Origin of the sequence: Alcanivorax quisquiliarum (assembly GCF_023051175.1) — a bacterium.
GTDB lineage: Bacteria > Pseudomonadota > Gammaproteobacteria > Pseudomonadales > Alcanivoracaceae > Isoalcanivorax > Isoalcanivorax quisquiliarum.
The window spans coordinates 256,069-282,881 of record NZ_JALKII010000001.1; the positions used below are offsets into that span (position 1 = coordinate 256,069).

Genomic DNA, 26,813 nt, shown 5'->3' on the forward strand with positions numbered 1-26,813 from the left:
TATGGGCGAGTACATCCAGCAATGGCGCGCACAAGCGCTGAAATCCATGGAGCCGGCCCGGCAGTGGTACGCCGGCTTGCAACACCGTGAACAGGTCGCGGTGGCCGTACTGGGCGTGGCAGTGGTGTTGATGCTGCTTTATCTGTTGCTCTGGAAGCCGGTTCTCAACGGCCGCAACGCCGCGGCACAACGCTATGTGGCGCAGGCACAGATCGTCGACTGGATCGCTGATAATGCCGCCGTGGTGCGCGAGGCCCAGCGCAGCCAGAACGGGCAACCGACCATGCAGGGTGACTGGATCAGCGTCATCAATGCAAGTGCCACACAAGCCGGTCTGACGCTGCGCGGCTTCACCCCGGAAGGCTCCGACGCGGCACGGGTGCAGCTGGAGCAGCAGCCTTTCGCACCAGTCATCACCTGGTTACAAAGCCTCCAGCTGGAGCAGGGAGTGCGTGCCGCAGCGGTAGAAATTTCCACCGGCCAGACGCCGGGCACTGTCAATGTGCGCGCCACCTTGCGTCGGGGTAGCTGATGTCCTTGTTTACGATGCGGCCGGCAGGGGCCGCGCTGCTGCTGTCGGCTGCGTTGTTGGTATGGCCGGCAGCGGCGACGGCGCTGGATGCGCGCCGCATCCTCGAATTGCGCGCCGATTCACTTTTCGACGAGCCGCAGGACAGTGCATCGCTCTCGGTCGTGACCTGGCAGCAGGGTGAATTACAGCCAGTGGTTTTTCAGCTTGATCCGCTCGGCGATGCTGACATGGTCTGGTTTCCGGATGGCGAGCTTGGCCGCGATCGGCCGGAGGGCGAATTCAGCGGCGCAGACCGTTTGCTGCTGCGCCTCGCTGATGCCGGGCAACGTGCGCCGGCGGATGCATCGCTACCGCAGGGCAGAGTGTTGGCCGAGGTATCCATTCAGCGGGAAGATGACAGCCGGGGGTATTTTTACCTGGCGCAGGATGATGCTCGCCGCCACCCTGGCCGTTACGTCCACCATGATCTGCGCAGCGGCACCACCGTCACCGACAGCTATCAGCTGATTGTCGATCCCGAGAATGAACTCAATTGGCAGTACCTCGGCTACCAGGGCTATCAGGGCGAGGGCTCCATCATCGACACACTGAAGATGCGTATGGCGGCCGGCTTTCTCAACCGCCATGCCCGCGTCACGCTGGACAATACCAATCTGCGCCCGACTGTGACCGGCCACCGCACGGGGCCATTACGCTCGGTCATGCATCTGGAAACCAGGGTGGTGATTGCCGGTATTTCGGTGATGAAACTACACGTGCAAGCGTATCGTTATCCGGATCATTACGAGGCACACACTTACGCCAAAGTACCGGGGCTGTACCGGCGCACGCTACGAGCACCGGAAGTGGCGGTGACCATCGACGGCAACGCCCAGTACGGCGCTACCGTACAAACCGCACGCGGCGGTGAACTGCGCGGGCTGGTTGACGGGCGACTGGACGATGAAGAACGCGAACTGATCCAGCGTGGCCTCAGCTCGGACGAAAGCTGGGTGCTGTTTGATTCGGGGCGCGATTTCATCCTGCTCGCCGAGCTGGATGTGCCGCCAAATCTGGCCGGCATTCCGCTGGCGTTGGTGTATCAGGACGATCTGCATCTGGAGCTGACGCCAGAACAGTTTCCTGGCCAACTGCCGAATCTGGGCTACGCGCTGCAAGGCTGGCCGAAGGAGCAGGAAATGCGCTTTGCCGTGCGATTACTGTTTGATAACGGATTGCAGGGTATGGCGCCGCACGCTTACGCCGAGGCGCGTACCCGCGCCCCGGCAATGACCGTTACGGCGTGGCCAGCTCCAGCGGCAGCGACTTCAGCCCTTCCTGTAGAGGCAGCGTCAACTCCCCCTGCAACCGCGCCCGGCTCCACCAGAACGACGGATTGAAGGCGTACTGCCAGCTGAAACCGTACACCACCAGGCCAACCCGGTCGCCGGCTTGCAATGGCGTTGCCACCGGCGGCAGCGTCTGACGGTGCAATCCCTTGTGCGGCAGCGGTGTCAGCTGCTCGTTGACCACCTGCACCCGGCGCGCCCCCGCACGCTGCACACCCACACCGACAAACACGCGCGTGCTGGCACGGCTGGCAGTGCCGCTCAGGCGCATGTCCAGCTCGGGCGTGCCCAGCAATATTTCATCATCACGCTCGACCACATACACCGGCACGAACTTTGGCCGGCCGCCGCCGCCATTGGGACGCAGCTGCCGCAGATCCTTGCCCTGCCAGAACCCGCGCACGATATCGCCGCCCACATCCACCGGCACCATCAACCATTCGAACATGCCGGCAAAGGGGATATGCAGGCTCGCATCACGCACGGCAAAGGTTTCGCCGTTCGAGGGCAGGGCAGCGAGATGCAGGCTTTGCTCATAATCCAGCGCCGCGCAGAATGACGGCACCTGACGCGGCGCACCGCGCAGCTTCTCATCCCACCACTGCACCACCAGCTCGGGCAATGGCACTGCGTCGGCTCCGCAACCCAGCACAGCGTCGGTATTGAACAGCGGTTTGCCGGACCAGGGCTGAATCGGCCAGGGCAGGATGTGGCCACCCTGAATGGCCAGCAGGCGCGCTTCCTGACCGCCGGCCTCGAAACAGGACTGGTTCGCTTGCGCATGTTCGATACCGAACAGCGAATCCCGGAAGCCCTGTATCAGCAGTGCATCCGCCTGCGGGTATTCGCCCCGTGCGCAAAAGCTCGACGGGCTGTGCTCGCGCAGTAGCGTCTGAGCTTCTCTGGACAAAGTGCCGGTAAAGGCGCTGCGGAACGGGCGCTGCAACGCCATGCCGAAATCAAAACCGCTGGACAGCGAGCCGAGCGTAAACAGGTGCGCGCCCCATTGGCTGCGAACGTGGCCGTTAGGCGCAAAGCCGTCGGCCAGATCGTACCAGGTGGCAATGGGCACCAGGGCCGCCAGGCGCGGATCATGAATACTGGCAAGAATCTGCGCACCGCCACCATATGACTCGCCGATCATGCCGATGGCCGCACGGCCATCCGGCAGCGTGTGCAACGCTGGCAAGTGCCGCAGTGCCCAGTCGATCACGCTGCTGACATCTTTCACTTCGTGCGCCGGGCTCATCAACTGCACATCGCCCTGGCTGCCACCGAAACCACGTTGATCGTAGAACACCACCCAGTAGCCTTGCCGCCAGGCGGCGATGGCGGCTTCGCCGGTCAGCATGGTCTGGCCATAAATGGAGAGCGGGCGCTTGGCGCGAAAACCCCCGAACCCGTGGGTGGCAATGATGACTGGCGCGGTGTCGCCGCTGGCCAGTGCAGGCTGGTAGACTGTCGCAGCCAGCGAGAGGCCGTCGTGGGTGGGGATGGCGACCTGGTAACGCCGCGCTTCAAGTGGCGCAGGCAGGGGATCGGGGGATGCTACGGGTAGTGTGGTTGTGCAGCCCCCCAGCAGTATCACAACCCAAAAGGCCAGTGCTGTACTACGCATGGCGGTGAATCCTCTTGATATCGCGCCTTTGTTAACCTGGGCGCTTGTTTTTATGTTGACCGATGCAGCGTCGGTGCCCATCAGGATTGGTTTGCAATGAACGGAGCAGCTTCTGCGTCTCAATCACCGCCAGCGTTCTGGCGCGACACCGGCCGCGGCCTGGTATGGCTGGCTTATGGCCTGTGTTGCGTGTGGCTGGCGCTGGCATTGTCCTGGTGGCTTTACGCGCGCCTGGATTATAGCTATCCGCTCTGGTATTCGCTGATGGATATCGATCAGCACATCGCCGAATACGCGCCGCACAATGCGCGTAAACCCGGCTTCGCGCAATTGCCGCCCGACCAGCATCAGCAGGCATTCGCGCAAATCAGCCAGGCGGTACATGATCGGGGGCGCGGGCTTTCCGGTATTACCTATCCGGGGCCGTCCGGTATGCCGATCCCGTTGCTGACCCTTGACGAGGTATTGCACTTGCAGGATGTCGCCGATCTGCTTGGTCTGGGTACGGCGGTTTCATGGTTCATGGCGCTACTGTGGTTGCCGCTCGCCGTGTGCTCTGCGCGTGCCGGGCCGCCCACCTACCGGGCAAGGATAGCGGCGGCCGGGGTGGCTGCTGGCCCGCTGCTGATCTGGTTGCTGGTGCAAGGCCCGAAAGCAGTGTTTTATCAGTTGCATATCTGGTTATTTCCGCCCGAACATCCCTGGTTTTTCTACTGGGAACAATCCCTGATGAGCACCTTGATGAAAGCGCCTTATCTGTTCGGCGGTATCGCGGTAGTGCTCGCGGTGGCTGCTGTGGTACTAGCGCCGGCCTTGTTTCTGCTTGGTAACACACTGATTCGTCCGCTGGCTGGAGCGCGCCCATGACGCACGCCACTGTACCGCCAGGAACAGAGCAGCCAAAGATAGCCTCGCCATGGATAGAGCGGCTGGCGGCGGATGCCCGCCCCGAGGCGGAACGCTTGCAGCGATGGGCCGCCATGGGGCTGCCGGTGCCGCCTAGCTGGCGCGTGCGGCGTGAGGTGCTGGCAGAGGATACCCAGGCGGTTACAGCAGCGCTGGCACAGGTGGCTGGCAATACCGCGGCGCGCTACTGGGTATTGCAGCAGGGCCCGGCGACTCCTGGCTCACAACGGGAGTCGCTGCTCAATCTGGATTCCGACCTTGCACTCAGTGGTGCGCTGCAACAGGTGTTTCGGCGAGCTAACGCGCCTGATTCGGTGATTATCCAATCCATGCCTGCACGCCACGCTGCCGGGGTGCTGTTCACGCGCCATCCGGTACGCCCTGATCTGGAGCATGTGGTGATCGAGGGCGTGCTGGAGCAAGGCCATGGCGAGCCTGATGCAGCACCGGATGAGCAGGGTGGAGAATGTCATGGAGATCGGCATGGAGATCGGCATGGAGATCGGCATGGAGAGCCTGCTCGCCTGATCCTGCACCGGGACGGCGCCGTCGCCTGGAGCAGTGAAAACCGCTCGCTGGTGGAGCGCATCGGTGCCGACGCCTTTGCCACGCTGGCCGGGCAACTGCGCAAGCAGTTCGAGCGCCCGCAAGCATGCGAGTGGATCTTCGATGGTCAGCAGCTCTGGGTGGTGCAGACCTTGCCGGTCGGGTCGCTGCCCCGGCCCACCGAGGCGTGGAGCCGCCGCGCCGGCTTCGGGCTCTGGCACGAGGCGGTGTCGCCGCTATGGTATACACTCGCCGGTCGCTGGCTGAAGACGGCTTTCTGGCGCCCCCTTGGCGATCAACTGGGCTGGCAGGAGCTGGCCAACGTAGAACCGTACCGGCGCCAGCACAGCCATATTTATTCCAACAGTCAGTTCTTCCTGCGGCTGCTTGAGGCGGGCGTGCCGCAGGCGCAGGCCGCCATACCGCCGGCCTGGCACCCGCAAACATCCCCGCCGCCACAGCGCTACGTTCGCAAGCGTGACGGTTTGCAGCCCTGGCTGGCCGGCCGCCGCCTACGCAAGCTGGAACGGGAGCTGGCGCGGCAAGCCGAGCAGCTCCCCGACCTGGGCGATACCGATGGGCTATGGCGTGCGCTGATGCGGCTGGACAGCATCGGAGAGCGTCTGGCCGCGCTGGAAGGCTGGCTGTGCTATGTGCGGCCGCCGCCTGTCATTTCTGCGACGACGCCCGAGCTGGCATTGGCAAACGCCTTGCCGGCCGGGCACCGAGCCGCGCTGCGGGCGCTGGGCGCTGGTACTGAGGCCGTCGCAGGCGTCCTTCCCGCGGCCGGCGCACTCGGCGCAGACCCGATGCTGGCGCGCTTCGGCGAGCTGCCATCCGAGCTGGGCCGGTTGCGTGACATGACGCCGCAGCGAGCAGCGCTTCTGGGCACGCTCCCCGAACCCAAGGCGAGCGACGCCGCGGCGGTGGCCACCGGCCTGCGAGAACAGCTCGGCACGGCCTTGCGGCAGCTGTTACAGCGCATGGCGGAGGTGCTGGTGGCACGGGGCAGGCTGGTGCGCACGGAGGATGTGTTCTTTGTCTATTTTGATGAACTGTGGCAGCTGTGGCAGCCGCAGGAGAGCACCCGGCCCGGCGCCGACACCGTTGCCCAGCGTAAGATGCGGCTGCTCAACGATGCCTGGCACGGGGCGCCGGACTGGATCATTGATCAGATTGCATATGGTGCCCGCCTGGATCAGCAGCAGCGGCCGGTGCTCAATGGTAGTGCCATCGTTCCCGCGCCCGCGCAGGGCACTGCCAGAGTGATCCACGGCAGCTGGGCGCTGGCGCATATCGAACAGGGCGATATTCTGGTGCTGGATCAGTGCGATACCGCCTGGCTGCCCTGGCTCTGCCTGGCGGGCGGGCTGGTGCTGGCCGGGCACGCTGCGGAGCAGCCAGCGGCGCTGCTCGCACAGTGGCTGGGCATTCCGTGCATTATCGGCGTGGACGACGCCATGCATTGCATCACCACCGGCAGCACCCTGGTGCTGAACCAGCCAGCCGGCAGCATCTGCCGGCCAGCGGGGTGAGTCGTCAGTCGTTATAACCGAGCAGATGCGGGATACTGCGTTCGATTTCCTGCACTGTGTAGCCTGTGCGGCGGGCGTAATCTTCAATCTGGTCACGGCCGATCTTGCCGGTGCCGAAATAACGCGCTTCCGGGTGCGCAAAATACCAGCCCGATACCGATGACGCCGGGTACATGGCGTAGCTGTCGGTAAGTGTCATGCCGATGCGTTGCTCCGGCTTGAGTAGCTGCCACAGCAACGCTTTTTCGGTGTGGTCGGGGCAGGCCGGGTAGCCGGGCGCTGGCCGGATGCCACGATAGCGCTCGCGAATCATGTCATCGTTGCTGAGATTTTCATCCGCGCCGTAGCCCCAGTATTCCTTCCTGACGCGCTCGTGCATGCGTTCGGCAAAGGCTTCCGCCAAGCGGTCTGCCAGCGCTTTCAGCATGATGCTGTTGTAGTCGTCGTGATCCGCCTCGAAACGCTCAAGATGCGGCTCGATACCGATACCGGCTGTCACGGCAAAGGCGCCCAGCCAGTCCTGCACCTCACTCTCCCGTGGCGCGATGAAATCGCTCAGGCAAAGGTTCGGCTTGTCAGCACGCGCGCCCTTGTCGCCACGGTCGGTCTGCTGGCGCAAGTGGTGCAGTGTCATGAACGGGGTGCGCTCGCCCGGCTCACGATAAAGCTCGATGTCGTCACCGATGCTGGCAGCCGGGTAAAAACCGATCACAGCCCGTGCGGTCAGCCATTTTTCGGCGATGATCTTGTCCAGCATCGCCTGCGCGTCACGGTACAACCGCTGGGCCTCGACGCCCACCACGTCATCTTCCAGGATAGCCGGGAAGCGGCCAGCAAGTTGCCAGCTGCGGAAAAATGGCGTCCAGTCTATGCGATGCACCAGATCCTCTAGCGGATAATCTTCGAATGCCCGCTCGCCGGTGAAGGTGGGGGCGGGGGGCTGGTACGCACTCCAGTCCGTGCGGAACGGATTGGCTCTGGCGGCATCCAGCGACGCCAGCTTGCGCTCCTGCTGCTGGCTGGCGCGGCGTTCACGCAGTGTCTGGTATTCCTCGCGAATGCTCGCCAGATACGCATCACGTTGTGTATCGGACAGCAGGTTACTGACGACACCGACCGCACGCGAGGCGTCCGCCACATGAATCACCGGGCCGTGATAGCGCGGCTCGATTTTCACAGCGGTATGGATGCGGCTGGTGGTGGCGCCACCGATCATCAGTGGCAGCTTGAAGCCGGTACGCTCCATTTCGCTGGCCACCTGTACCATTTCGTCCAGTGACGGGGTAATCAGGCCAGATAGCCCGATGACGTCGGCATTATGCTCGCGGGCGGCCGCCAGAATCTTCTCGCAGGGCACCATCACGCCGAGATCAATCACTTCATAGCCATTGCATTGCAATACGACGCCGACAATATTTTTGCCAATATCGTGCACATCACCTTTGACCGTTGCCATGATGATGCGGCCATTGGACTCATCCTGCGTGCCCAGCTCCTCCCGCTCCTTCTCCATGAAGGGCAGCAGATAGGCCACCGCCTTTTTCATCACGCGAGCGGACTTCACCACCTGCGGCAGGAACATCTTACCGGCGCCAAAAAGATCACCGACCACGTTCATACCGTCCATCAACGGCCCTTCGATCACATGCAGCGGCCGCTCGGCCTCCTGTCGGGCTGCTTCGGTGTCTTCTTCGATGTAATCGGCCACGCCTTTCACCAGCGCATGTTGCAGCCGCTTCTGCACGGGCCATTCACGCCAGCTGAGGTCTTCCTGGCGGCCACTGCCGCCGCTTTCGCTGTCGCGATATTTTTCCGCCAGCGTAAGCAGCGTTTCGGTGGCATCCTCGTGGCGATTGAGCACCACATCTTCGACAGCCTGTTTCAGCTCAGCGGGAATGTCTTCATAAATCGCCAGCTGCCCCGCGTTGACGATCCCCATATCCATGCCCGCCTGGATGGCGTGGTAGAGGAATACGGCGTGGATCGCTTCACGCACCGGCTCGTTGCCGCGGAACGAAAACGAAACGTTCGACACTCCGCCGGATACCAGCGCGTGGGGCAGGGTGCTTTTGATATCCTGCACCGCCTCAATGAAATCGACGGCGTAGTTGTTGTGTTCCTCGATGCCGGTTGCGATGGCAAAAATGTTCGGGTCAAAAATAATATCTTCCGGCGGGAAACCGGCTTCGTTGACCAGCAAATGATAGGCGCGGGTGCAGATTTCCGTCTTCCGAGCACGGGTGTCTGCCTGGCCGACTTCATCAAACGCCATCACGATCACAGCCGCGCCGTAACGGCGCACCAGCCTGGCTTGCTCGATGAAAGCGGCTTCGCCTTCCTTCATGGAGATCGAGTTGACGATACCTTTGCCCTGGATGCACTTGAGCCCGGCCTCGATTACCTCCCACTTGGAAGAATCGATCATCACCGGCACGCGGGAGATTTCCGGCTCGGCGGCGACCAGCTTCAGAAAGCGGCTCATGGCTTCGGGGCCATCGAGCATCCCTTCATCCATGTTGATATCGATGATCTGCGCGCCAGCCTCGACCTGTTGCCGGGCAACTTCCAGGGCGGTATCAAAATCGCCTTCCTTGATCAGCCGCAGGAAACGCTTCGAGCCGGTCACGTTGGTGCGCTCACCCACGTTTGTGAACAGCGAGTTGCTGTCGATAGTCAGCGGCTCCAGGCCGGATAACCGGCAGGCCGGTGCGATTTCCGGCAGCGCTCGGGGAGTACAATCGGCAACCGCCTCGGCCAGCGCCCGAATGTGGGCCGGGGTGGTGCCGCAGCAACCCCCGACCAGGTTCAGAAAGCCTTTCTCCGCCCATTCACGAATTTCACCTGCCATCACCTCCGGCGACTGGTCATATTCACCCATCTCGTTGGGCAGTCCGGCATTCGGGTGCGCGGAAACAAACCCTTCGCTGATGCGCGACAGCTCCGCGATATAGGGGCGCAATTCCTGTGCGCCCAGCGCACAGTTGAGGCCGATGGTGATCGGCATCGCGTGCCGCAACGAGTTGTAAAACGCTTCGGTGGTCTGCCCGGTCAGGGTACGGCCCGACGCATCGGTGATAGTGCCGGATACCATCACCGGCAAGTCCACGCCCTCCCGGGCTTTCCAGGTCTCAATGGCGAACACGGCCGCCTTGGCATTGAGGGTGTCGAACACTGTCTCGATCATGATGAGCTGCGCGCCGCCCTCAACCAGGCCATCAATGGACTCCAGGTAAGCCTCGACCAGCTCATCAAACGACACGTTGCGATAGCCGGGGTCGTTCACATCCGGGCTGATGCTCGCAGTGCGGTTGGTCGGGCCAAGCACACCCGCAACATAACGTGGGCGGGACGGATCACGCGCAGTGAACTCATCGGCCACCTCTCGGGCGATCCGGGCAGATGCCACGTTGATTTCCCGGGACAACCCCTGCATGCCGTAATCCGCCATCGCAATCGGCGTGGAGTTGAAGGAGTTTGTTTCCAGGATATCGGCGCCAGCCTCGAGGTAGGCACGATGGATCTCGCGGATGGCGTCGGGCTGTGTCAGGCACAGCAGGTCGTTGTTGCCCTTGAGATCGCTAGGCCAGTCCTTGAAACGTTCGCCACGATAGTCGGCCTCGCCAAGCTGCAGGGCCTGGATCATCGTGCCCATGCCCCCATCCAGAATCAGGATGCGGCGGCGCAATTGCTCCGTCAGGGCATCTCGCAGGTGTGGGTCAAGGCGATGGGACATGAGCAGGCTCCAGGCTGGTGTGACGTTGGGGCCGCATTATACCGGGGCGCAGCGAGAATTACCCGAGAACCGGCTGCCGCCGCACCGGCATACCTGCGTTGCGTTTTTGTAAAATAGAGGCGCTGGCGCAACAGTGTGGCTGCGCGGGCGCAGCGCGCTCTGGCATACTGCGCGTTTGCCTGTGCCCGGCGTGTCCTGTTTCCACTCTGATACGCTTGGCGGCGGCATCACGAGCGCGCGGGCGCCGGTGACGCTATGGGCCTCGGCTTACTGGAAAACGACACCAACAAGGAGTTCACGATGCATAAAACCCTTCTCGCGGCCGCTTGTGCTGTAGCGGTTCTGCCTGGCTTCGCGATGGCCCAGGAAGCCGCCGATGAAACCAATGTCTGGTCCGGCGACGCCGAGCTGGCTTACCTTCTGAAGCGTGGCAACACGAAATCGGAAACACTCTCGGCCAAGGGCAATGCAGAACGTGACGGCATCGACTGGCGCCATATCGCCAAACTGGAAGCCGCCAACGCACAGCAGCGCAATACCAGCACGCGAGAGGACGAACGTACCGCCGAGCGGTATTTCGGCTCCTACAAACTGGATCGCAAGCTCGATGAGGCCAACTATATCTTCAACGTGATCACGGCCGAAAAAGATCGTTTCACCGGCTACGATTATGAAGCCAGTTACGCGCTCGGTTATGGGCGCCGGATGTTCGATAACGATCTGCACCGGCTGGATATCGAAGCCGGCCCCGGTTATCGCTGGCGTCAGGTCGAACGCGGGCTGGTCGGCCCGGGGGAAAGCCGCAAGGAAGAAGATGCGATCCTGCGGCTTGGTCTGCGTTACCGGCTGGCCCTCTCCGAAACAGCGGAATTCAACGAAGATCTGACCACGGAAATCGGCGAGGATTCGACCGTTACTCGCGCCACCACCAGCCTCACCACCCGCGTGACAGGCTCGTTGTCGCTACGTCTGAGCCACGTTTTGCGCCACACCACTGACCCGGCGCCGGATGCGAAGAAAACCGACCAGGAGATACTGGTGGGGATCGTGTACGGTTTCTGATATCGCTTGCAGCCCTGGCTAGAGCGGGCTCCAAAGTAGCTGGCCCCCCACGATACTGCCCGGCGAGGTCGTTGAGTGTAGCGTGGGGTCACCAAGAGATGACGTAAAAAAAGGAGAGCCTCGGCTCTCCTTTTTTGTGTGGCGCATTCCGTTGCCGGAATCAACCTTCTTTCAGTGCTGTGGCGATATCGATGATCGCCTGTTTACCGTCGCCGAACAGCATCAGGGTATTGTCCATGGCGAACAGCGGGTTGGGCAAGCCGGCAAAGCCGGGGCTCAGGGAGCGCTTGACAACCACTACTGTCCGCGCCTTGTCCACGTTCAGAATCGGCATCCCGTAAATCGGGCTGCCTTTGTCTTCGCGTGCCATCGGGTTGGTAACATCGTTCGCGCCGATCACGATGGCGACATCGGTCTGCTCAAAGGTCGGGTTGATGGTGTCCATGTCCTTGAGCTTGTCGTAGGGAACTTCCGCTTCCGCCAGCAGCACGTTCATGTGGCCAGGCATCCGGCCTGCCACGGGATGGATGGCGTACTCCACTTCGCCGCCGCGGGCTTCAATGGCATTGGCGAGATCACGCACGGCATGCTGGGCCTGAGCCATGGCGAGACCGAAGCCGGGTACGATGACCACACGCTGGGCGGTTTCCAGAATCATGGCCACTTCGTCCGGGGAAGAGGACTTCACCTTACCACGATAGATTTCGTCGGCATCGATTTCAGTGCCACCCTCTGCCATGCTGCCGAACAGGACGTTCGCCAGCGACCGATTCATGGCCTTGCACATGATCTGCGTGAGAATCAGACCAGAGGCGCCCACCAGCGAGCCGGTAATGATCAGCGCATTGTTATCCATCACGAAGCCGGCTGCGGAAACTGCCAGGCCGGAGTATGAGTTGAGCAGGGCGATGACGACCGGCATGTCAGCGCCGCCAATGGGTAAGACCAACGTCAAACCGAGGAGCGCCGCTGCGCCGACAATACCCCAGAACAGCAGATCATTACCCGGCTCGACCACCAGATAGCCGATAGCCGCCAAGGCGCCAAGCAGCAGAATCAGGTTCAGGAACTTCATGCCGGGGAAGCCGATTGACTGGCCGCTGATCAACTCCTGCAGCTTGGCAAAGGCGACCAGGGAGCCGGTCAGAGTCAGGGTGCCGATCAGCACCGCAACGCCGGTGGAGATGACACCAACCGCACCGCTGATGCCAAGGAAATATTCAGCTGACGCAACCGCAACTGAAGCGCCACCACCAAAGCCGTTCAGCAAAGCGATCAGCTGCGGCATTGATGTCATCTGTACCTTCAGAGCTATCACCGCGCCAATCACGCCACCGACGAGCAGGCCAGCTATCAATATCTGGTAGCTGAGGATGCTGTGGTGCAGCAAGGTCACGACAACAGCAGCACCCATGCCTAAGGCGGCCATCTGGTTGCCGCGCACTGCTGTTTTCGGTTTGGCCAGTCCCTTGATGCCGAGCACAAAGAGGACAGCAGCCGCCAGATAAGCGATATCAATCCAGTGTTGCGCGATCTGCATGGCTTACTTCCTCTTGAACATCGCTAACATGCGGTTGGTCACCATGAAGCCGCCAACCACGTTGATAGCCGCCAGAGCGACCGCAATAAAACCGAGCACCGAAACCAGGAGGCTGTCACCGGCCCGCCCGGCGGCCAGCAGCGCACCGACCAGGATGATCCCGGAAATGGCGTTGGTGCCGGACATCAGCGGAGTGTGCAGCGTGGGCGGCACTTTGGTAATCAGTTCCACACCGAGGAAAATGGCAAGCACAAAAAGGGTTAGCTGAGATACGAAATCCATTACTTCTGCTCCTCTGCAACAGCGTCTTCAGCAGCGGCAGCCACGGCCAGCTCGGGCAGGCCAAGCAGCCCGCGCAGGCGCGCGTGCGGTACGTCTCCTTGATGGGCAACCACGGTTTCCCGAACAATCTCGTCTTCGAAATCCAGTTCGAATGTGCCTTCCCTGGTAATCAGCAGGTTGAGCAGGTTCTCCATGTTTTTACCGAACATCTGGCTGGCATGGAAAGCCAGCGTGGCCGGCACATTTTCCGGGCCGACAATGGTCACACCGTGCTTGGTCACAGTCTGCCCGGCTTCGGTCAGCTCACAGTTGCCGCCACGCTCGGCCGCCAGATCGACGATCACGGCGCCCGGCTTCATCGCCTTGACCATGTCTTCGGTAACCAGAATCGGGGATTTCGCTCCGGGCACCGCTGCGGTGGTGATGACCACATCCATGCGAGCGATAACTTCCGTCATCAACTCGCGCTGACGCTTGAGAAAGTCCTCGCCCTGGGCTGCGGCATACCCGCCGGAACCCTCGGCTGTGCCGGTATCCAGATCCAGTTCGACCGGCTTGGCGCCCACAGACAGGATCTGCTCTCGGGCCGCTGCACGCACGTCATAGGCTTCCACGACGGCGCCGAGGCGCTTTGCGGTTGCACAAGCCTGAAGGCCGGCAACACCTGCGCCCATCACGAATACGCGGGACGCATTCAGCGTGCCGGCAGCGGTCATGTTCATCGGGAACATGCGATTGCTTTCACTGGCGGCCATGAGCACGGCCTTATAGCCAGCTAGCATCGCCATGGAGGAAAGCACATCCATCGCCTGAGCACGGGTAATCCGCGGCACCAGTTCCAGCGCAAGGCCGGAAATCTGCGTTTCTGCGAGCTTAGTAGCGAACTTTGCGTTGGCCAGCGGGTCCATCATACCAATCAGCACCTGGCCTGCACGAAGCAGAGCCATATCCTGATCACCGTTGGCGTGGTTGCTGCCAGGCGTCTGCACTTGCAGCACCACGTCGGCCTTGCTGAAGACTGTGGCGCGATCGGTCAAAGTGGCGCCGGCCTCCTGGTATTCAGAATCCGTATAGCCGGCCGCCAGGCCCGCTTCTCGCTCGACAAGCAGTTCGATCTTGTGCTTCTTGAGCAATGCGGCAACGTTGGCCGGAACCAATGCTACGCGCGTCTCGCCGGGAGCAATTTCCCTGGGTACACCAATGATCACCTGCGCTACCCCCATTTACGTGGTTCGCTGGATTGGGTTACCTGCCGGATGACATAGAGCAGGCGCTACTAACTGTTAAATAACCCGCTACTGAGAACAGAACCGGCCGGTCCCGGAAGGGCCGGCCGGCGGGCAGGGTGCTACCTTATTGCGACATCGGGCGTATGGCAAATGCCGTGAGAGCCGTTCTGCTCCAAGCGGTCAATTAGTGAGCAAAAAGGTCAACATCACGGTCGTTTCTAAGAATTTCTTCTGGCAACGAGCGCCTGATCGGCCTCTTCATTCATGCTCAGGAAAGGCTCCAGGATGGTGTTGCCCCGCACTTCAGCCTGAATCACATGAAGGAAGGTGTAAGCACCGAGCAGCTTGCGTGCCAGAAAGATGAACTCTTTGGGCGGCACGTCGAAATGCCGCGACAGCGCGTTGCGGCTGGCTCGTGCGACAATTCGCGCCGGCAGGTCGCTGTTGCCCCACAGGTATTCGCCCCGCTCATTGAGCACTTCTGCCGGCGGTGGAAAGCGATCCGGGTCCTGCAACACTTCGATGGCCTCGAAGCACAGGCCGGCAAACTCGTCCAGCACCTTGCGCGCCGTCCCCTCGCCAAGAAAGCCCAGCGCATCCAGTGCCGCCACCAGGCGATTGCGGTCATGGTGCCAGGCGGCCCGTATCATCTCGCGGCCCGGCCCGAGTATCTCGTCGTCAAAATCCCGGATGGCACCGAAATCCAGCAGCACGATCTGATCCTGCTCCGGGCTTTCGCCAAGTCGCAGCAGGTAATTGCCGAAGTTCGGGTCCGTTTGCATCTTGTTCCACTCGAATACTTCACGGCAGCACAGCTCCATGATGGCGCGACCGATGAAGTTGCGGCGTGGTTGCGAAAGTTCCAGCACCGCCGGATCGCTGACATTGACGCCATGCTCGAACGACAGGCAGAGAATGTTGTGGGTGGAGTAGGCCGGAAATACCTCTGGCACGACGAAACGCGGATCATCCTGAAGCAGCTGCCGGAAGTATCGTGTGGTATAGGCCTCAAGATCGTAATCCACCTCACGTCCCAGCATGGCGCGCACCTCATCGAGCCATTGATTAAACTGCTCGGTCATGGGCACCATACGGCTCAAGCGCAGCAGTTGCACAACGGCCCGCAAATCCGAGTCGATTGCATCGGCAACGCCGGGATACTGGATCTTCAGCACCAGTTCCTTGCCATCGGATTTGCGTACGGCGCGGTGAACCTGACCCAGGGAGGCGGCACCGATCGGCTCGGGATCAATCTCAAGCTCTGCCAGCTTGAGATCGCCCAGTTCCTTTCGCAGGTGGCGCTCAATGGCCGGCCACTCGAGGGCGGTAGTGCTGTTTTCGAGCGTATGCAGAGCAGCCGTGACTTCCTCTGGCAAAAAATGCTCACCGAACAGCGCCATCATCTGGCCGATTTTGACAACCGAGCCCTTCAGCTTGCCAAGTTCGGTAACGAGCTCTTGTGCCTGGCTTGAAAGGATCGCCTTGCGTCGGCCGGCGCGCTGCTCGCGCGGTGCCAGATAAGTGCTGGCTGTCAGCGTGGCGTAACGTGCACCAGCGAGAATGCCGGCGCGCGCGAGGGAAAAGCGACGCTCAAAGGCTCCGGTCTTGACGCGTTTTACCGTTTTACGAGTCATGCAGGGGAAATACTCCGGTTCCGGGACGGGATGGGCGGAGCCGATTCTAGCGCACTTTGGCACGGGGTTTGAAAAAATGCCGCCAAAGCGCCCGGTTTTACCGGGCCGACAGGGAGGAAGCCGCATCATGAGCGAAACATGGATTCTGTTACGAGGGCTGGTACGGCAGTCTCGCCACTGGGACGATTTTCCAACGATGCTGGCCGAGGCCAGGCCACAAGCGCGCGTGCATGCGCTGGATTTGCCCGGCAATGGCAGCCTGTATCGCGAACCCAGCCCGGATACTGTCGAAGGCATGGTCGATGCTCTGCGCGGGCAGGCCGCAGCACAAGGCTTGGAGCCGCCGTATCACCTCATGGCGCTGTCGTTGGGCGGCATGATGGCCGTCAACTGGCTTAGCCGCTACCCCGAAGATATCGCCGCTGCGGTGCTGATCAACACCAGCGCGGCCGGGTTCAATCCGTTCTGGCAGCGATTGCGTGCCACTAACTACCTTGCGCTGCTGCGGCATCTGGCGTTCACCCGGAACCCGCTACCACGGGAAGAAGCGATCCTGCGGCTCACTTGCAATCTGCTTGCAGCCGATGAAGAACGGGCCATCGCCTTGCGCTGGGCTGCCCTTGCCCATGAAGCCCCGACCTCGCGCAGCAATGCGTTGCGGCAACTGCGCGCCGCCATCCGCTTTCGGGCGCCTGCGCAGCTCCCCGCATCGGTGCCGGTGCTGCTCGCCAGCGGCGCCGGTGATCGCCTCGTGCACCCAGCCTGCTCCGTGACACTTTCCGGCGCCTGGCGGTGTGCGCTGCGCGTGCACCCTCACGCCGGGCACGATCTGGCGCTGGATGCACCTCGCTGGCTCGCTGCTACGGTCACTGACTGGGTCGAGCACCTCAATAGTCAGGTCTCTCTTGCTCCGGGCTGCGCGACCGTGCCGGCCAGCTGAGCGCGGCTATACACGAATCAAGTATCCGTTGACTTCGGCTCGTCTTGCTTGACCCGTGGGCAAGGCGCTGACTAGATTGTCAGAACTCGCGGGTTCTGGCTGCAATCGGCAGTTGCTTGCATGCCACCCGCCCGGCTTTTTCCGACGAGGTAGGGCACATGGCAACTCCTGCAGAACTGGCACGGCTCAAGGCGGGCCCGGTCACGCCAAGCGAAGCTATCTGGTTTGATCGTTACTCTCATGAGCGGCTGGCACGCTATCGCCAGATGCAAGACCCCGAGGCTGATGCCTGCGCCGCGCTGATCGGTTTCAAGCGCCCGGCCGGGCTGCTGGATGAGGTGGAGCGCCGGGCGCGCACGGAAGGAGGCGTCTTTCAGGCGTTTCTGGATCATTGCCATACCGTGCCGGCATGGGTCGATTTTGAAAAAATGGAGCTGGGCCGCCGTGTCTATCGGCGTTATTCATCGCTCCAGGGCCTGGTGTTGATGTGCTCAAGCCTGGTCGAAGGCTATGCGCACAACAAACCGGCCCAGGTGCTGGTGGCAACGGGCCGGTTACAGAAAGATGTCTCACGCCGGATCTACGAAACCGGGCAAATGCTGCACAATCTGGTGGGCGAAGATGGCCTGCGGCCTGGCGGGTTGGGGCACCGCACATTGATGGAGGTGCGGTTGCTGCACGCCGCGGTACGCCAGTTTCTTGTCGACAATCCCCGTTTTGACCCCGCCTTGTACGACCTGCCGATCAACCAGGAAGACATGGCCGGCACCATCCTCGAATTCGACTTCATGGTGGTGCGTGGCCTCAAGCGTCTGGGCTTGCAGATCAACCGCCGGGAACATGAGTCGATGCATTATATGTGGCGCTACGCAGGCCATGTGCTGGGAGTACGGGAAGAGCTGCTGACCAGCACAATCGAAGAGCAGGAAATTCTCGCACTGCAACTGACCTCGCACCTTTATCAGCCCACCGAGGATAGCGAGCGCCTGGCAAAAGCCTTGCTGCGCAGCATGTCCCACAAGCCGCCTTTTCATTTGTCCTACGATGTGTTGCTGGCGTTCAGCCGCTACCTGATTGGCGATGCCGTGGCAGACGATCTCAATATTCGTAGCACGGTGCCGGCAGCGGCAGCAGTGCGCCTGGTACGGACAGCGGTCAGCACACTCAGTGTCGGCCACCGCTTGTTGCCAGACGCGGCCTTGCGTCGGCTGGAGGACATGAATTTTGCCCTCGGCCGCCGCACCTTGAAAGCCGGGCTGGGGGATAATCCTGCCCGCTGGGGCTTTCGGGCGATGGCATGATGCCGGCCATGGAAATACGGCCCGGCGCGCGGGAGGCGACGCAACAGGCGCAAATGGATAATAGAAGAAGCTGCGAGGGCAGGGCGGCAGCCTGAGGCGGGCCACATTAGGCCCGCCTAAGCCTGCATCAGTTACTTTTCGCCACCTGCTTGTCTTGCAGCAATTGCACGAGATCCGCAAGCACCTGCCCGGTTTCGAGCAAATACGGATCGGGGGAGTCGTCTTCGCCGTCGTTGGCGCTCTCCGGGTCCAGCGCGCGCTGTTCATCCAGCGCCCGCAGCTCGGCCATATCCTTGAGCAGCTCCTCGCCCGTGGCCTTGCGCCGATTGTTCTCGATCGCCAGGCGCCGGTTTTCCAGGCGCTCCTGTTCCTGACGGCGCAATTTCTCGTTCAGCGATACGGCTTTTTTCTCACGCTGCTCCTGCAACAGGGCGAGTTGCTCCCGCACATAAACGAACTCGGGATTCACTTCCAGCCGCTGATCATGTTGCTCACGCAAGGTGCTGAACAATGGTGTCAGGTTGAAGTGGGGCTTGTACTGAGTCGGATCGATCTTGTCCCAGGGCAGCGCGTTCGGCAGTGCGCTTTCACCGATTTCCTCACGATCAACCAGGTACGGCAACTCCACATCCGGCACCACACCCAGGTGCTGATTGCTCGACCCGGAAACCCGGTAGAATTTCGCTTGTGTCAGTTTCAGCTGCCCGTGGCCAAGCGGCAGGAGGGTCTGTACGGTGCCTTTGCCAAAGGTGTAATCGCCGACGATCACGGCACGGCCGTAATCCTGCATGGCACCGGCAAAAATCTCCGATGCCGACGCCGAGAACCGATTCACCAGCACCGCCATGGGGCCGCTATAGAGGCTGCCTGGCACCTTGTCGCGCTCCACCTGTACGCGGCCTCGGGCATCACGAACCTGCACGGTAGGCCCGCCACCGATAAACAGCGATACCAATTGCGTGGCTTCATGCAATGAGCCGCCGCCATTGTTGCGCAGATCAATCACCAGGCCATCAATGCCGGGCTCTTCGTCGTTGAGCGCCTGCAGCAGGCGGGAAACATCTCTTGTGGTGCTGGTGTAATTCGCATCGCCCCGGTGGTAGGCATCAAAATCGAGATAAAAGGCGGGAATACGGATGACGCCGAGACGCAGGGGCTCATCATCGCTGCGCTCGATTTCGATCACCCGCTTTTGCGCAGCCTGTTCTTCAAGCATGACTTTGTTGCGTTCAATGACGACCACGCGCGTATTGTGCTCGCTGGCACTGCCGGCCGGGATGATCTCCAGACGCACGCTGGTGCCCTTCGGCCCGCGAATCAGATTCACCACTTCATCCAGGCGCCAACCGATGACGTTGACGATCTCCTGATCTTCCTGCGCCACGCCCACGATGCGATCTGCTGGTTTCAGCTGGCCAGCTTTGGCTGCCGGCCCGCCCGGCACAAGACGCACCACCTTGGTGTATTCATCTTCTGCTTGCAGCACGGCACCAATGCCTTCCAGTGACCGGCTCATGCTGATATTGAAGTTCTCGGAATTGTGCGGCGTGAAGTAGGAGGTGTGCGGATCAAACGTCTGCGTCAGCGCGTTGATGTAAATCTGGAACACATCTTCCGGCCCGTTCTGCCGGATGCGGTTGAGCTGGCTACTGTAGCGCCGCTTCAGCCGGTCAGCGATTTCGTCGTCTTCGACACCATCCAGCCGCATGCTCAGCACGGCGTTGAGCAGCCGGCGCTCCCAGATATCGTCCATTGCTTCCGGGCTTGCCGCCCACGGCTCTTCCGAGCGATCCAGCAAAACACTGCCATCGGTACCGAAATCCAGCTCGTCCAGCCCTTTCTCCAGCTTGGCCAGCAGGTATTCCAGGCGCTCGCTGACTCGCTGCTGATAAAGGTTGAAGATATCGTATCCGGCAGCAAGATCACCTTTGCGCAGTTGATCGTCCATCACCAGCCGGTAACGATCGAACGCCTGGATATCTTCTTGCAGGAAATACAGCCGCTGCGGGTCAAGATCACGCAAATAGCGGTTGAACACTTTCTCTGACAGGCTGTCATCAAACCGCAGCTGTCGATAATGGCCTTGCAGGCGCTCGACAATACCGCGCGCCGCCGCGCCGTGCACTTCCAGAGGCGCCAGGCCGCCCGTAGACACGGGGTCGGGGCGCGGGTTGACCGTCAGCGCGCCGCTGACCTGGAGGGCTGCGGCTATAATCAGCGCCAGAATGCTGAAATTACGAATCAGAGTGGTGCGTCGCGTCATTATCAGGACCGTTCGCCATGCATGAAGCACTGAGTATAAGGTAATGATCCAGCGTACGACACGGGGTGATGGATGCACTACTTGTTTATAGGGTTTTTACTGTTGGGAATCACCGCCGCATTGGCGCGTGCGTTGCTCGGCGACCCGCAGGCACTGGCCGATACCATGCAGGCAATGTTTGGTGCCGCTAACCTCGCAGTGCAGGTGAGCATCGGCCTGATTGGTATTTTGACACTCTGGACTGGCCTGTTTCGGCTGGCCGAACGCAGCGGGCTGGCAGATTGGGTATCGGCAAAGGTGATGCCACTGCTGGGCCGGCTGATGCCGGAAAGCCGCAACAATCCAGCCGCCATGGCACCGGTTACCATGAATCTCTCCGCCAATATGCTGGGGCTGGACAATGCTGCCACGCCGCTGGGGCTGAAAGCCATGCAGGCGTTACAACAGGGCAATTCCACGCCGGATACGGCCACCAACAGCCAGATCATGTTTCTGGTGTTGAATACCTCTTCCGTCACGCTGATCCCCGTGACCGTATTGATGTACCGTGCCCAGCAGGGCGCCGCTGATCCCGCGGATATTTATTTGCCGATGCTGATGGCCACCACAGCCTCGACCTTTGTTGGCGTCTGGCTGACGGCAAGAATTCAGCGCATAAATCTGTTGAACCCGGTGGTGATGACCGCCGCAGGGCTTTGGCTGCTGATGTTGCTGGTGCTGGGAAGTGTTGCTCTGATGTTGCCACAAGGGGCTGCGGCGACGCTTTCGAGCGCTATCGGTAATGGTATTTTGCTAGCGGTGGTGGCGCTTTTTCTGCTGCTGGCCCATAGAGCGAAAGTGGACGCCTACAGCACGTTCATCGACGGCGCGAAAGAGGGCTTCGAGCTCGCAGTGCGGCTGATACCGTATCTGGTCGCCATGCTGGTAGCGATTGCCGTGCTGCGTGAAGGAGGCGTGCTCGACTGGCTGCTTGACGGGATTCGCCACCTGGCCACCTGGTTCGGCTGGGATACCCGCTTTGTTGATGCGCTGCCGGTGGCACTGCTGAAACCATTATCAGGCAGTGGTGCCCGCGCCATGATGCTTGAAGTGATGCACACCCACGGTGTGGATTCGCTGGCCGGGCGGATGGCTGCGGCAATGCAAGGCAGCACGGAAACCACGTTTTACGTGCTGGCAGTCTACTTTGGCAGCGTCGGCGTGGTGCGCATGCGGCACGCGCTGTTCTGCGGCCTGGCATCGGATTTCGCCGGCCTGAGCACCGCCATTCTGGCCACCTACCTGTTTTTCGGCTAGGGCTGGATATAGCGAAAGGTCAGGTTGATCCGGGCCTGGTGCACGCGAAGGCGGCGGGGCAGGGCGTGCTGCCAGCATTGCTGCATGGCCGGCGGCATCAGCAATAACTGATTATGGTGCAGTGGCAATAGCAGCGCAGTGCGCGTGCTGCCGGCCTGGCGCAGAGCGAAATCACGGCGGGCGCCCAGCGAGAAGGATGCAATCCAGGGCGCCTGGCCCAGTTCCGGTTCATTGTCTGCATGCCAGCCCATACTGTCGCGCCCGTCGCGGTAGAGATTGGCCAGAACACTGTTGAAGGGATGACCAACCACCTGCTGGATCTGGTCACGCAGGCGAGCCAGCGCCGTCGTCCAGGGCGCCGGCGCCATCGGCAAGCCGGAGTAACGATAATGCGCCGAACTGTCCCCATGCCAGCTCTGCAAACGCGGTATCTGCCGCAGCTTGCCGTACAAATGCACCTCGGGCTGTACCCAGGGTAGGGCCCGCTGCAAGTGAGCAAGCAGCGCATCCGCTTCCTGTGCCGGCAAAAAACCATCCCAGATGCGCAGGCCGGGCGTGCCCGCCAACGGCTGAAAAGTGAGCTTACAACCTGGTGCTGTCTGCATGATGTTCTTTGGCTCCGTCGCCGTGCAAAATGGGCGTTGGCCCTTGGCTGGCCAGGCTCATTTTACACTGCCTTCGGCAATGTGGTGGATACGCGCGCGATCAGTTAATGGAACCCACGTATGTTGTACAACTTTGATATAGAAGGCGGGGTGCTGCGCGAGCGAGCGGAGCAAGCCAGTGACGTCACGGCCCTGGAATCCGCCCGCTGGATCGATCTCGTGGCCCCGGACGAACAGGAGCTGGCGCTGTTGAATTCGATGCATGGCGGCTGGCTGCCGGATATCGAGGACGTCGAAGAAATCGAGGCTTCGGCACGCTTCTTCGTTGATGAGCAGGGCATCCACGTGCACTCGCTGTTCCTGTATCAGAGCGAGGGCCGCCACCGCACCACCACGGTGGCCTTTGTGCTCTCCAGCGATCAGCTGGTAACGGTACGCGACAATGAAATCGCCGATTTCCGGTTGATGCGCATGCGCGCCCGCCGTGGCTGGGTGAAGGTGGACGATCCTTTCGACATTCTGCTCCGCGTACTGGAGCAGAAAGTCGAGAACATGGCGGACAATCTCGAAAATATCCATCGCCAGCTGGAAAACGTCAGCCAGATGGTGCTTGAGGATGAAACCTCACAAATGGAAGAGGCCATCGACCGGCTGGCCAAACTGGAAGATAACAACGGGAAAACCCGCCTGTGCCTGATGGATACCCAGCGCTCGATCTCCTTCTTGCAACGCCACTTGCGCAATGACGTTGAGCGGCGCGCCACTTGCCTGGAAATGCAGCACGACCTCGAAACGCTGATGACGCATACCAATTTTCTGTTCGAAAAAATCAACTTCCTGATGGATACTGCGCAAGGCTTCATCAATATCGAACAGTCTCAGATCATCAAGACGTTCTCGATTGCTGCGGTGGTATTTCTGCCGCCGACCATGGTGGCCAGTGTCTACGGCATGAATTTCCGGCTGATGCCGGAGCTGGACTGGGCGCTGGGGTATCCGTTTGCGTTGCTGCTGATGTTCTTGTCGGGGTTGGCGCCGTTTCTCTACTTCAAGTACAAGGGCTGGCTCTAGGCCAGCCCTTGCTGCACAGATCAGCCCGGCACCACCAGCGACCAGCGCTCGTCGGCATCACACGCTGCCCGGTGCTCCTGCTCAAGCTTGATCAGATGCGCCAGCAGCGACATCGATGCCACACCGTGCAAGAACACCGGCACGTCATCGTAAACACTGGCGACCAGATCACTGACCGGGCGGCCGGGATGCAGCGATAGCGAACGGAGCACCTTTTCTTCACGGCGCAAGCGATGAGCAATCGTGTGGGCAATGTAGTCCATCGGCTCGCGGATCAGATCGCCGTGACCGGGCGCCATCAGCCGCACCGGCTCGCTCTGTAGCCGGCGCAGGGAATCCAGATAAGCCCCCATGGAGCCTGATGGCGGAGCGATAACCACTGTCGATCCCTGGATCAGGTGATCGCCGCTGAAGAGCAGGCCGGTGCCTTCGATCAGATAACAAAAATGGTTGGAAACATGTCCCGGCGTGGCGATGACGCGCAAGGTATCGCCTTGCGCCAGCGGCAGGGTGTCGCCATCCTTCAATATCTGATCCGGCTGCCAGCTTTCATCCTGCAAGCCATCATCTGGCGGCAATGGGCCCAGCCTGCGGGCGGAAGGAAACAGCGCTGCGCAGGGTGAATGATCACGATGGGTGTGCGTGACTACAATTTGCGTAATCGGCAGCCCGATGCTTTCTGCGCCCGCCTGGAGCTGTGCTGCATGGCGCTCATCGCTGGGGCCCGGATCCAGCAGGATCAGCCCGTCATCGGTGGCCAGCAGATAGCTGTTCGTGCCGGGGCCAGTCATCATGCCGGGGTTTTGCGCCAGTACGCGCCATACGCCAGGTGCGATAATGGTCAGCTGGCCGGGGATCAGACTGCTCATAGACTGCTCGCGCTGTTTCAGGACGGCGGCATTGTGACCCTTTCGCCCGCCAGGGGCAAAACTTCCTGCTACAGGCGCCGGGCAGAGCACGGCACAGCCCCGTACCGAAATGGCGCCAACCTTGGCAGGGCAGCCGACAGATCAGGAACCCGTGCGCCCGGCGCTCGCATAACCACTGGCCGACAACACTTCGATACGCCAGCGGCGCTGCTGCTTTGCATCGGCCTGTGGATCAGCCAGCAGGCTGGCCGGCAACCGCACGATCTGCGAATAAGGGTAGCTGCCACCGATTGGCACATGCTGGCGCACGATAAAGCTCGCCTCGCCGATTTGGCTGCACTCCGGCGTGCATTCTTCCAGCACAGCACGGCCTTGCAGCAGTGCCAGCGGCAGCGAGCTGCGATTGAACACCCGGCCGCTGAGCCGGATGCCGGTTTCCGTAGCGCGTGCCTGGCTCACCGACACCTCGATTTCCGCCGGCTCGACCGGCACCATGCCCTGTTCCGCCGAGTGCCAGTAGCCGACGCCGAACAATGTCGCACCAATTACCACCACCACAAGCACAAAGGCGAACAGGCGACGATCCACGCGCCAACTGCTCCAGAGCACGGTGGCTATGGCGATCAGCCCCGCACAAACCAGTAAAATCCGAAGCATATTTGTACCCCTTGTGTCTGTTGCCCCTTGATAAGCCGTATCCGGGAGCCTCCGCGCGCGGCCTGCTATACTCCCACCTCAGTATCGTAAGGGGTAGCTCATGCTGATAGTAGTTTCGCCTGCCAAAACGCTGGATTATGAATCGCCACTGCCACCGCTGCGCCACACCAGGCCACGCATGCTGGCGCGTAGCGCCGAACTCGTGGAAGGCTTGCGCCAGTTGACGCCCGCAGACATCGGCACCTTGATGAAGGTGAGCGATAAAATTGCCGGCCTGAACGCGGCCCGATTTGCTGAATGGCGTCCCGAGGCCAGCATGGACGATGCCCGCGCCGCAGTGTTCGCCTTCAAGGGGGATGTCTACACGGGCCTGGCCATTGAGCAATTCGATGCCGAACAGCTCAAGACGGCGCAACAGCGCCTGCGGATTCTTTCCGGCCTCTATGGGTTGCTGCGCCCGCTGGATCTGATGCGCCCTTACCGGCTGGAAATGGGCACGCGTTTTGCCAATCGCGCGGGCAAGGATTTGTACGCGTTCTGGGGTGACGAAATCACCGAGCAACTCAATGCAGATCTGAAAGCCGCTGGCGCCGATGTGCTGGTCAATCTGGCGTCCAATGAATATTTCCGGGCGGTGCGCCCGGCCAAACTTCGCGCACGCATTATCACGCCGGTTTTTCATGACGAGAAAAACGGGCAGTACAAGATCATCAGCTTTTATGCAAAGAAGGCGCGGGGCCTGATGGCAGCCTGGATACTGAAAAACGGCATTACCGAGCCGGAGGCGCTGCAAGACTTCGATGTGGCGGGCTATCGCTTCCACGCCGCAGGGTCAAACGCCGACACCTTGCTATTCAGGCGCAAAGAGTCGGCGCAATAAGGCTCAATGGCAGGTCTTGATAACAAGTTTCGATTGTAAGCCTCAGTGGTCGCTGGATTGCCACGGCGTGACGAAATCCTGTTCCTTGACCACCAGGATATCGCCGCTGGCTTCCAGCACGATCTTTTCTGCCGTGCTGCCCAGCAGAAGGCGGCGCAGCGGGCCTCGATGCACACTGCCCAATACCAACAGCAGCGGCGCATGGCGACGCTGGTACTCCGCCAGAGCAGAAGCAGGGGAGCCTTCCAGCAACACATGCTGCCCACCGCCCAGCCCGGCCTGCTCGGCCAGTGCTTGCAGGCGGCTTTGGTAATAATCACGCAGGTTGCCGGAGGTATCCAGATAGGAGGGGATCGCTTCGCCGGCGATCAGGATCAGTGCTTCGTCAGGGTGTTCGATCACATGGGCGATCTTCAGATCACCATCAAGCAGATCACTCACCTCGCGGGCGGCACGCATGATGGCTGCGTTAAGCCCTTCCAGGCGACCTTCGTCGTGATCCGGGTCGACCGCCGCGAGCACCGGCACCTCGCCACTCCACGGGGTATCACCCACGCATAGCACAGGGCAGGGCGCATTACGCAGCAGGTGCCAGTGCCGGGGCGTCAGCAGTAACCGCGACAGCGCCGCCTGCTCACTCTCCGCATGGATCACGAGTAGCTGTGGCGCGATCTCCAGAATGCTTTCGCGCAGTGCGGCGCGATCATCCTTGCCCCAGACAATACGGATATCCGCCCCCGCCGCGTCATCCCCAAGCTCCTCAAGCAACGCTTCGATGCGCGCCTGCCAGCCATGCTCCACCGATGTACGCGCCTGAATGAGCTTGCCCTGATCGTTGCCCGTGGCACGCACCAGCGGCGCGGAGTAACTGTTGACAAATACCGTTACCGGCGCGTTCATGGCACGCGCAAGCTGCACGCCCTTGGTCAGCGCCGGCTGCGCCACGGTGAGCTGATGATCCAGCACTACCAATACAGGCTGCATAC

Annotated in this window: 21 protein-coding genes; 10 read left to right on the top strand and 11 right to left on the bottom strand. The window is 61.3% G+C overall.

The window, feature by feature from the left end; all coding sequences use genetic code 11:
• Nucleotide 1: 1 nt before the first annotated feature.
• The gene (locus MU846_RS01215; protein WP_246947424.1) at nucleotides 2-532 is read left to right on the top strand and encodes a type II secretion system protein M; all 531 of its coding nucleotides are present in this window, start codon (nucleotides 2-4) and stop codon (nucleotides 530-532) included.
• Nucleotides 532-1,911, top strand: coding sequence for a hypothetical protein (locus MU846_RS01220; protein WP_246947426.1), 1,380 nt, complete (start codon nucleotides 532-534; stop codon nucleotides 1,909-1,911). Before MU846_RS01215 ends, MU846_RS01220 begins: the two co-directional genes overlap by 1 nt.
• Here the strand turns inward: MU846_RS01220 and MU846_RS01225 are convergent.
• Complete coding sequence (locus tag MU846_RS01225; protein ID WP_246947428.1) at nucleotides 1,808-3,478, bottom strand: alpha/beta hydrolase; 1,671 nt, start codon at nucleotides 3,476-3,478, stop codon at nucleotides 1,808-1,810. The genes MU846_RS01220 and MU846_RS01225 overlap by 104 nt on opposite strands.
• A gap of 96 nt (nucleotides 3,479-3,574) precedes the next feature.
• On the opposite strand from MU846_RS01225, the gene MU846_RS01230 reads away from it, so the two are divergent.
• Nucleotides 3,575-4,345: a DUF1461 domain-containing protein gene (locus MU846_RS01230; protein ID WP_246947430.1), complete on the top strand. Its 771-nt coding sequence runs from the start codon at nucleotides 3,575-3,577 to the stop codon at nucleotides 4,343-4,345.
• On the top strand, nucleotides 4,342-6,465 hold the full coding sequence (locus MU846_RS01235) for a PEP-utilizing enzyme (protein WP_246947433.1): 2,124 nt from the start codon (nucleotides 4,342-4,344) through the stop codon (nucleotides 6,463-6,465). Before MU846_RS01230 ends, MU846_RS01235 begins: the two co-directional genes overlap by 4 nt.
• 4 nt (nucleotides 6,466-6,469) lie before the next feature.
• Here MU846_RS01235 and metH read toward each other — a convergent pair whose 3' ends face one another.
• The gene (gene metH, locus MU846_RS01240) at nucleotides 6,470-10,198 is read right to left on the bottom strand and encodes a methionine synthase (RefSeq protein WP_246947434.1); all 3,729 of its coding nucleotides are present in this window, start codon (nucleotides 10,196-10,198) and stop codon (nucleotides 6,470-6,472) included.
• 300 nt (nucleotides 10,199-10,498) lie between these two features.
• On the opposite strand from metH, the gene MU846_RS01245 reads away from it, so the two are divergent.
• On the top strand, nucleotides 10,499-11,260 hold the full coding sequence (locus MU846_RS01245; protein ID WP_246947435.1) for a DUF481 domain-containing protein: 762 nt from the start codon (nucleotides 10,499-10,501) through the stop codon (nucleotides 11,258-11,260).
• A gap of 160 nt (nucleotides 11,261-11,420) precedes the next feature.
• On the opposite strand, the gene MU846_RS01250 is transcribed toward MU846_RS01245, so the two are convergent.
• From MU846_RS01250 to MU846_RS01265, 4 genes are all read right to left on the bottom strand, one after another.
• Nucleotides 11,421-12,800, bottom strand: coding sequence for an NAD(P)(+) transhydrogenase (Re/Si-specific) subunit beta (locus MU846_RS01250; RefSeq protein WP_246947436.1), 1,380 nt, complete (start codon nucleotides 12,798-12,800; stop codon nucleotides 11,421-11,423).
• Between the two features lie 3 nt (nucleotides 12,801-12,803).
• Complete coding sequence (locus MU846_RS01255; protein ID WP_246947437.1) at nucleotides 12,804-13,082, bottom strand: NAD(P) transhydrogenase subunit alpha part 2; 279 nt, start codon at nucleotides 13,080-13,082, stop codon at nucleotides 12,804-12,806.
• Entirely contained in the window at nucleotides 13,082-14,305 is a 1,224-nt protein-coding gene (locus tag MU846_RS01260) for a Re/Si-specific NAD(P)(+) transhydrogenase subunit alpha (RefSeq protein WP_246947439.1), read from the bottom strand. Before MU846_RS01260 ends, MU846_RS01255 begins: the two co-directional genes overlap by 1 nt.
• A gap of 224 nt (nucleotides 14,306-14,529) precedes the next feature.
• Nucleotides 14,530-15,945, bottom strand: a complete 1,416-nt coding sequence (locus MU846_RS01265; protein WP_246947444.1) for an ABC1 kinase family protein — start codon at nucleotides 15,943-15,945, stop codon at nucleotides 14,530-14,532.
• Nucleotides 15,946-16,072: 127 nt separating this feature from the next.
• Between MU846_RS01265 and MU846_RS01270 the strand changes: the two genes are divergently transcribed.
• A complete protein-coding gene (locus MU846_RS01270) occupies nucleotides 16,073-16,885 on the top strand; it encodes an alpha/beta fold hydrolase (RefSeq protein WP_246947447.1) in 813 nt (270 codons plus the stop codon).
• Nucleotides 16,886-17,043: 158 nt separating this feature from the next.
• A complete protein-coding gene (locus tag MU846_RS01275) occupies nucleotides 17,044-18,186 on the top strand; it encodes an oxygenase MpaB family protein (protein WP_246947449.1) in 1,143 nt (380 codons plus the stop codon).
• Between the two features lie 127 nt (nucleotides 18,187-18,313).
• Here MU846_RS01275 and MU846_RS01280 read toward each other — a convergent pair whose 3' ends face one another.
• Nucleotides 18,314-20,449: a carboxy terminal-processing peptidase gene (locus MU846_RS01280; RefSeq protein ID WP_246947450.1), complete on the bottom strand. Its 2,136-nt coding sequence runs from the start codon at nucleotides 20,447-20,449 to the stop codon at nucleotides 18,314-18,316.
• 72 nt (nucleotides 20,450-20,521) lie between these two features.
• On the opposite strand from MU846_RS01280, the gene MU846_RS01285 reads away from it, so the two are divergent.
• Nucleotides 20,522-21,745 (top strand): spore maturation protein, encoded by a 1,224-nt coding sequence (locus tag MU846_RS01285; protein ID WP_246947452.1) that lies wholly within the window; start codon nucleotides 20,522-20,524, stop codon nucleotides 21,743-21,745.
• Here the strand turns inward: MU846_RS01285 and MU846_RS01290 are convergent.
• Complete coding sequence (locus MU846_RS01290) at nucleotides 21,742-22,350, bottom strand: alpha-ketoglutarate-dependent dioxygenase AlkB family protein (protein WP_246947453.1); 609 nt, start codon at nucleotides 22,348-22,350, stop codon at nucleotides 21,742-21,744. The genes MU846_RS01285 and MU846_RS01290 overlap by 4 nt on opposite strands.
• Nucleotides 22,351-22,470: 120 nt before the next feature.
• On the opposite strand from MU846_RS01290, the gene corA reads away from it, so the two are divergent.
• Nucleotides 22,471-23,421 (top strand): magnesium/cobalt transporter CorA, encoded by a 951-nt coding sequence (gene corA / locus MU846_RS01295; protein WP_246947454.1) that lies wholly within the window; start codon nucleotides 22,471-22,473, stop codon nucleotides 23,419-23,421.
• Nucleotides 23,422-23,441: 20 nt separating this feature from the next.
• Here corA and MU846_RS01300 read toward each other — a convergent pair whose 3' ends face one another.
• Nucleotides 23,442-24,290 (bottom strand): MBL fold metallo-hydrolase, encoded by an 849-nt coding sequence (locus MU846_RS01300; RefSeq protein WP_246947455.1) that lies wholly within the window; start codon nucleotides 24,288-24,290, stop codon nucleotides 23,442-23,444.
• Between the two features lie 141 nt (nucleotides 24,291-24,431).
• Entirely contained in the window at nucleotides 24,432-24,947 is a 516-nt protein-coding gene (locus MU846_RS01305) for a hypothetical protein (protein WP_246947456.1), read from the bottom strand.
• A 100-nt stretch (nucleotides 24,948-25,047) separates the two neighbouring features.
• Between MU846_RS01305 and yaaA the strand changes: the two genes are divergently transcribed.
• Nucleotides 25,048-25,827, top strand: a complete 780-nt coding sequence (yaaA, locus tag MU846_RS01310; RefSeq protein ID WP_246947457.1) for a peroxide stress protein YaaA — start codon at nucleotides 25,048-25,050, stop codon at nucleotides 25,825-25,827.
• A gap of 42 nt (nucleotides 25,828-25,869) precedes the next feature.
• Here the strand turns inward: yaaA and MU846_RS01315 are convergent, their stop codons facing one another.
• On the bottom strand, nucleotides 25,870-26,811 hold the full coding sequence (locus tag MU846_RS01315; RefSeq protein WP_246947459.1) for a universal stress protein: 942 nt from the start codon (nucleotides 26,809-26,811) through the stop codon (nucleotides 25,870-25,872).
• Nucleotides 26,812-26,813 lie beyond the last annotated feature (2 nt).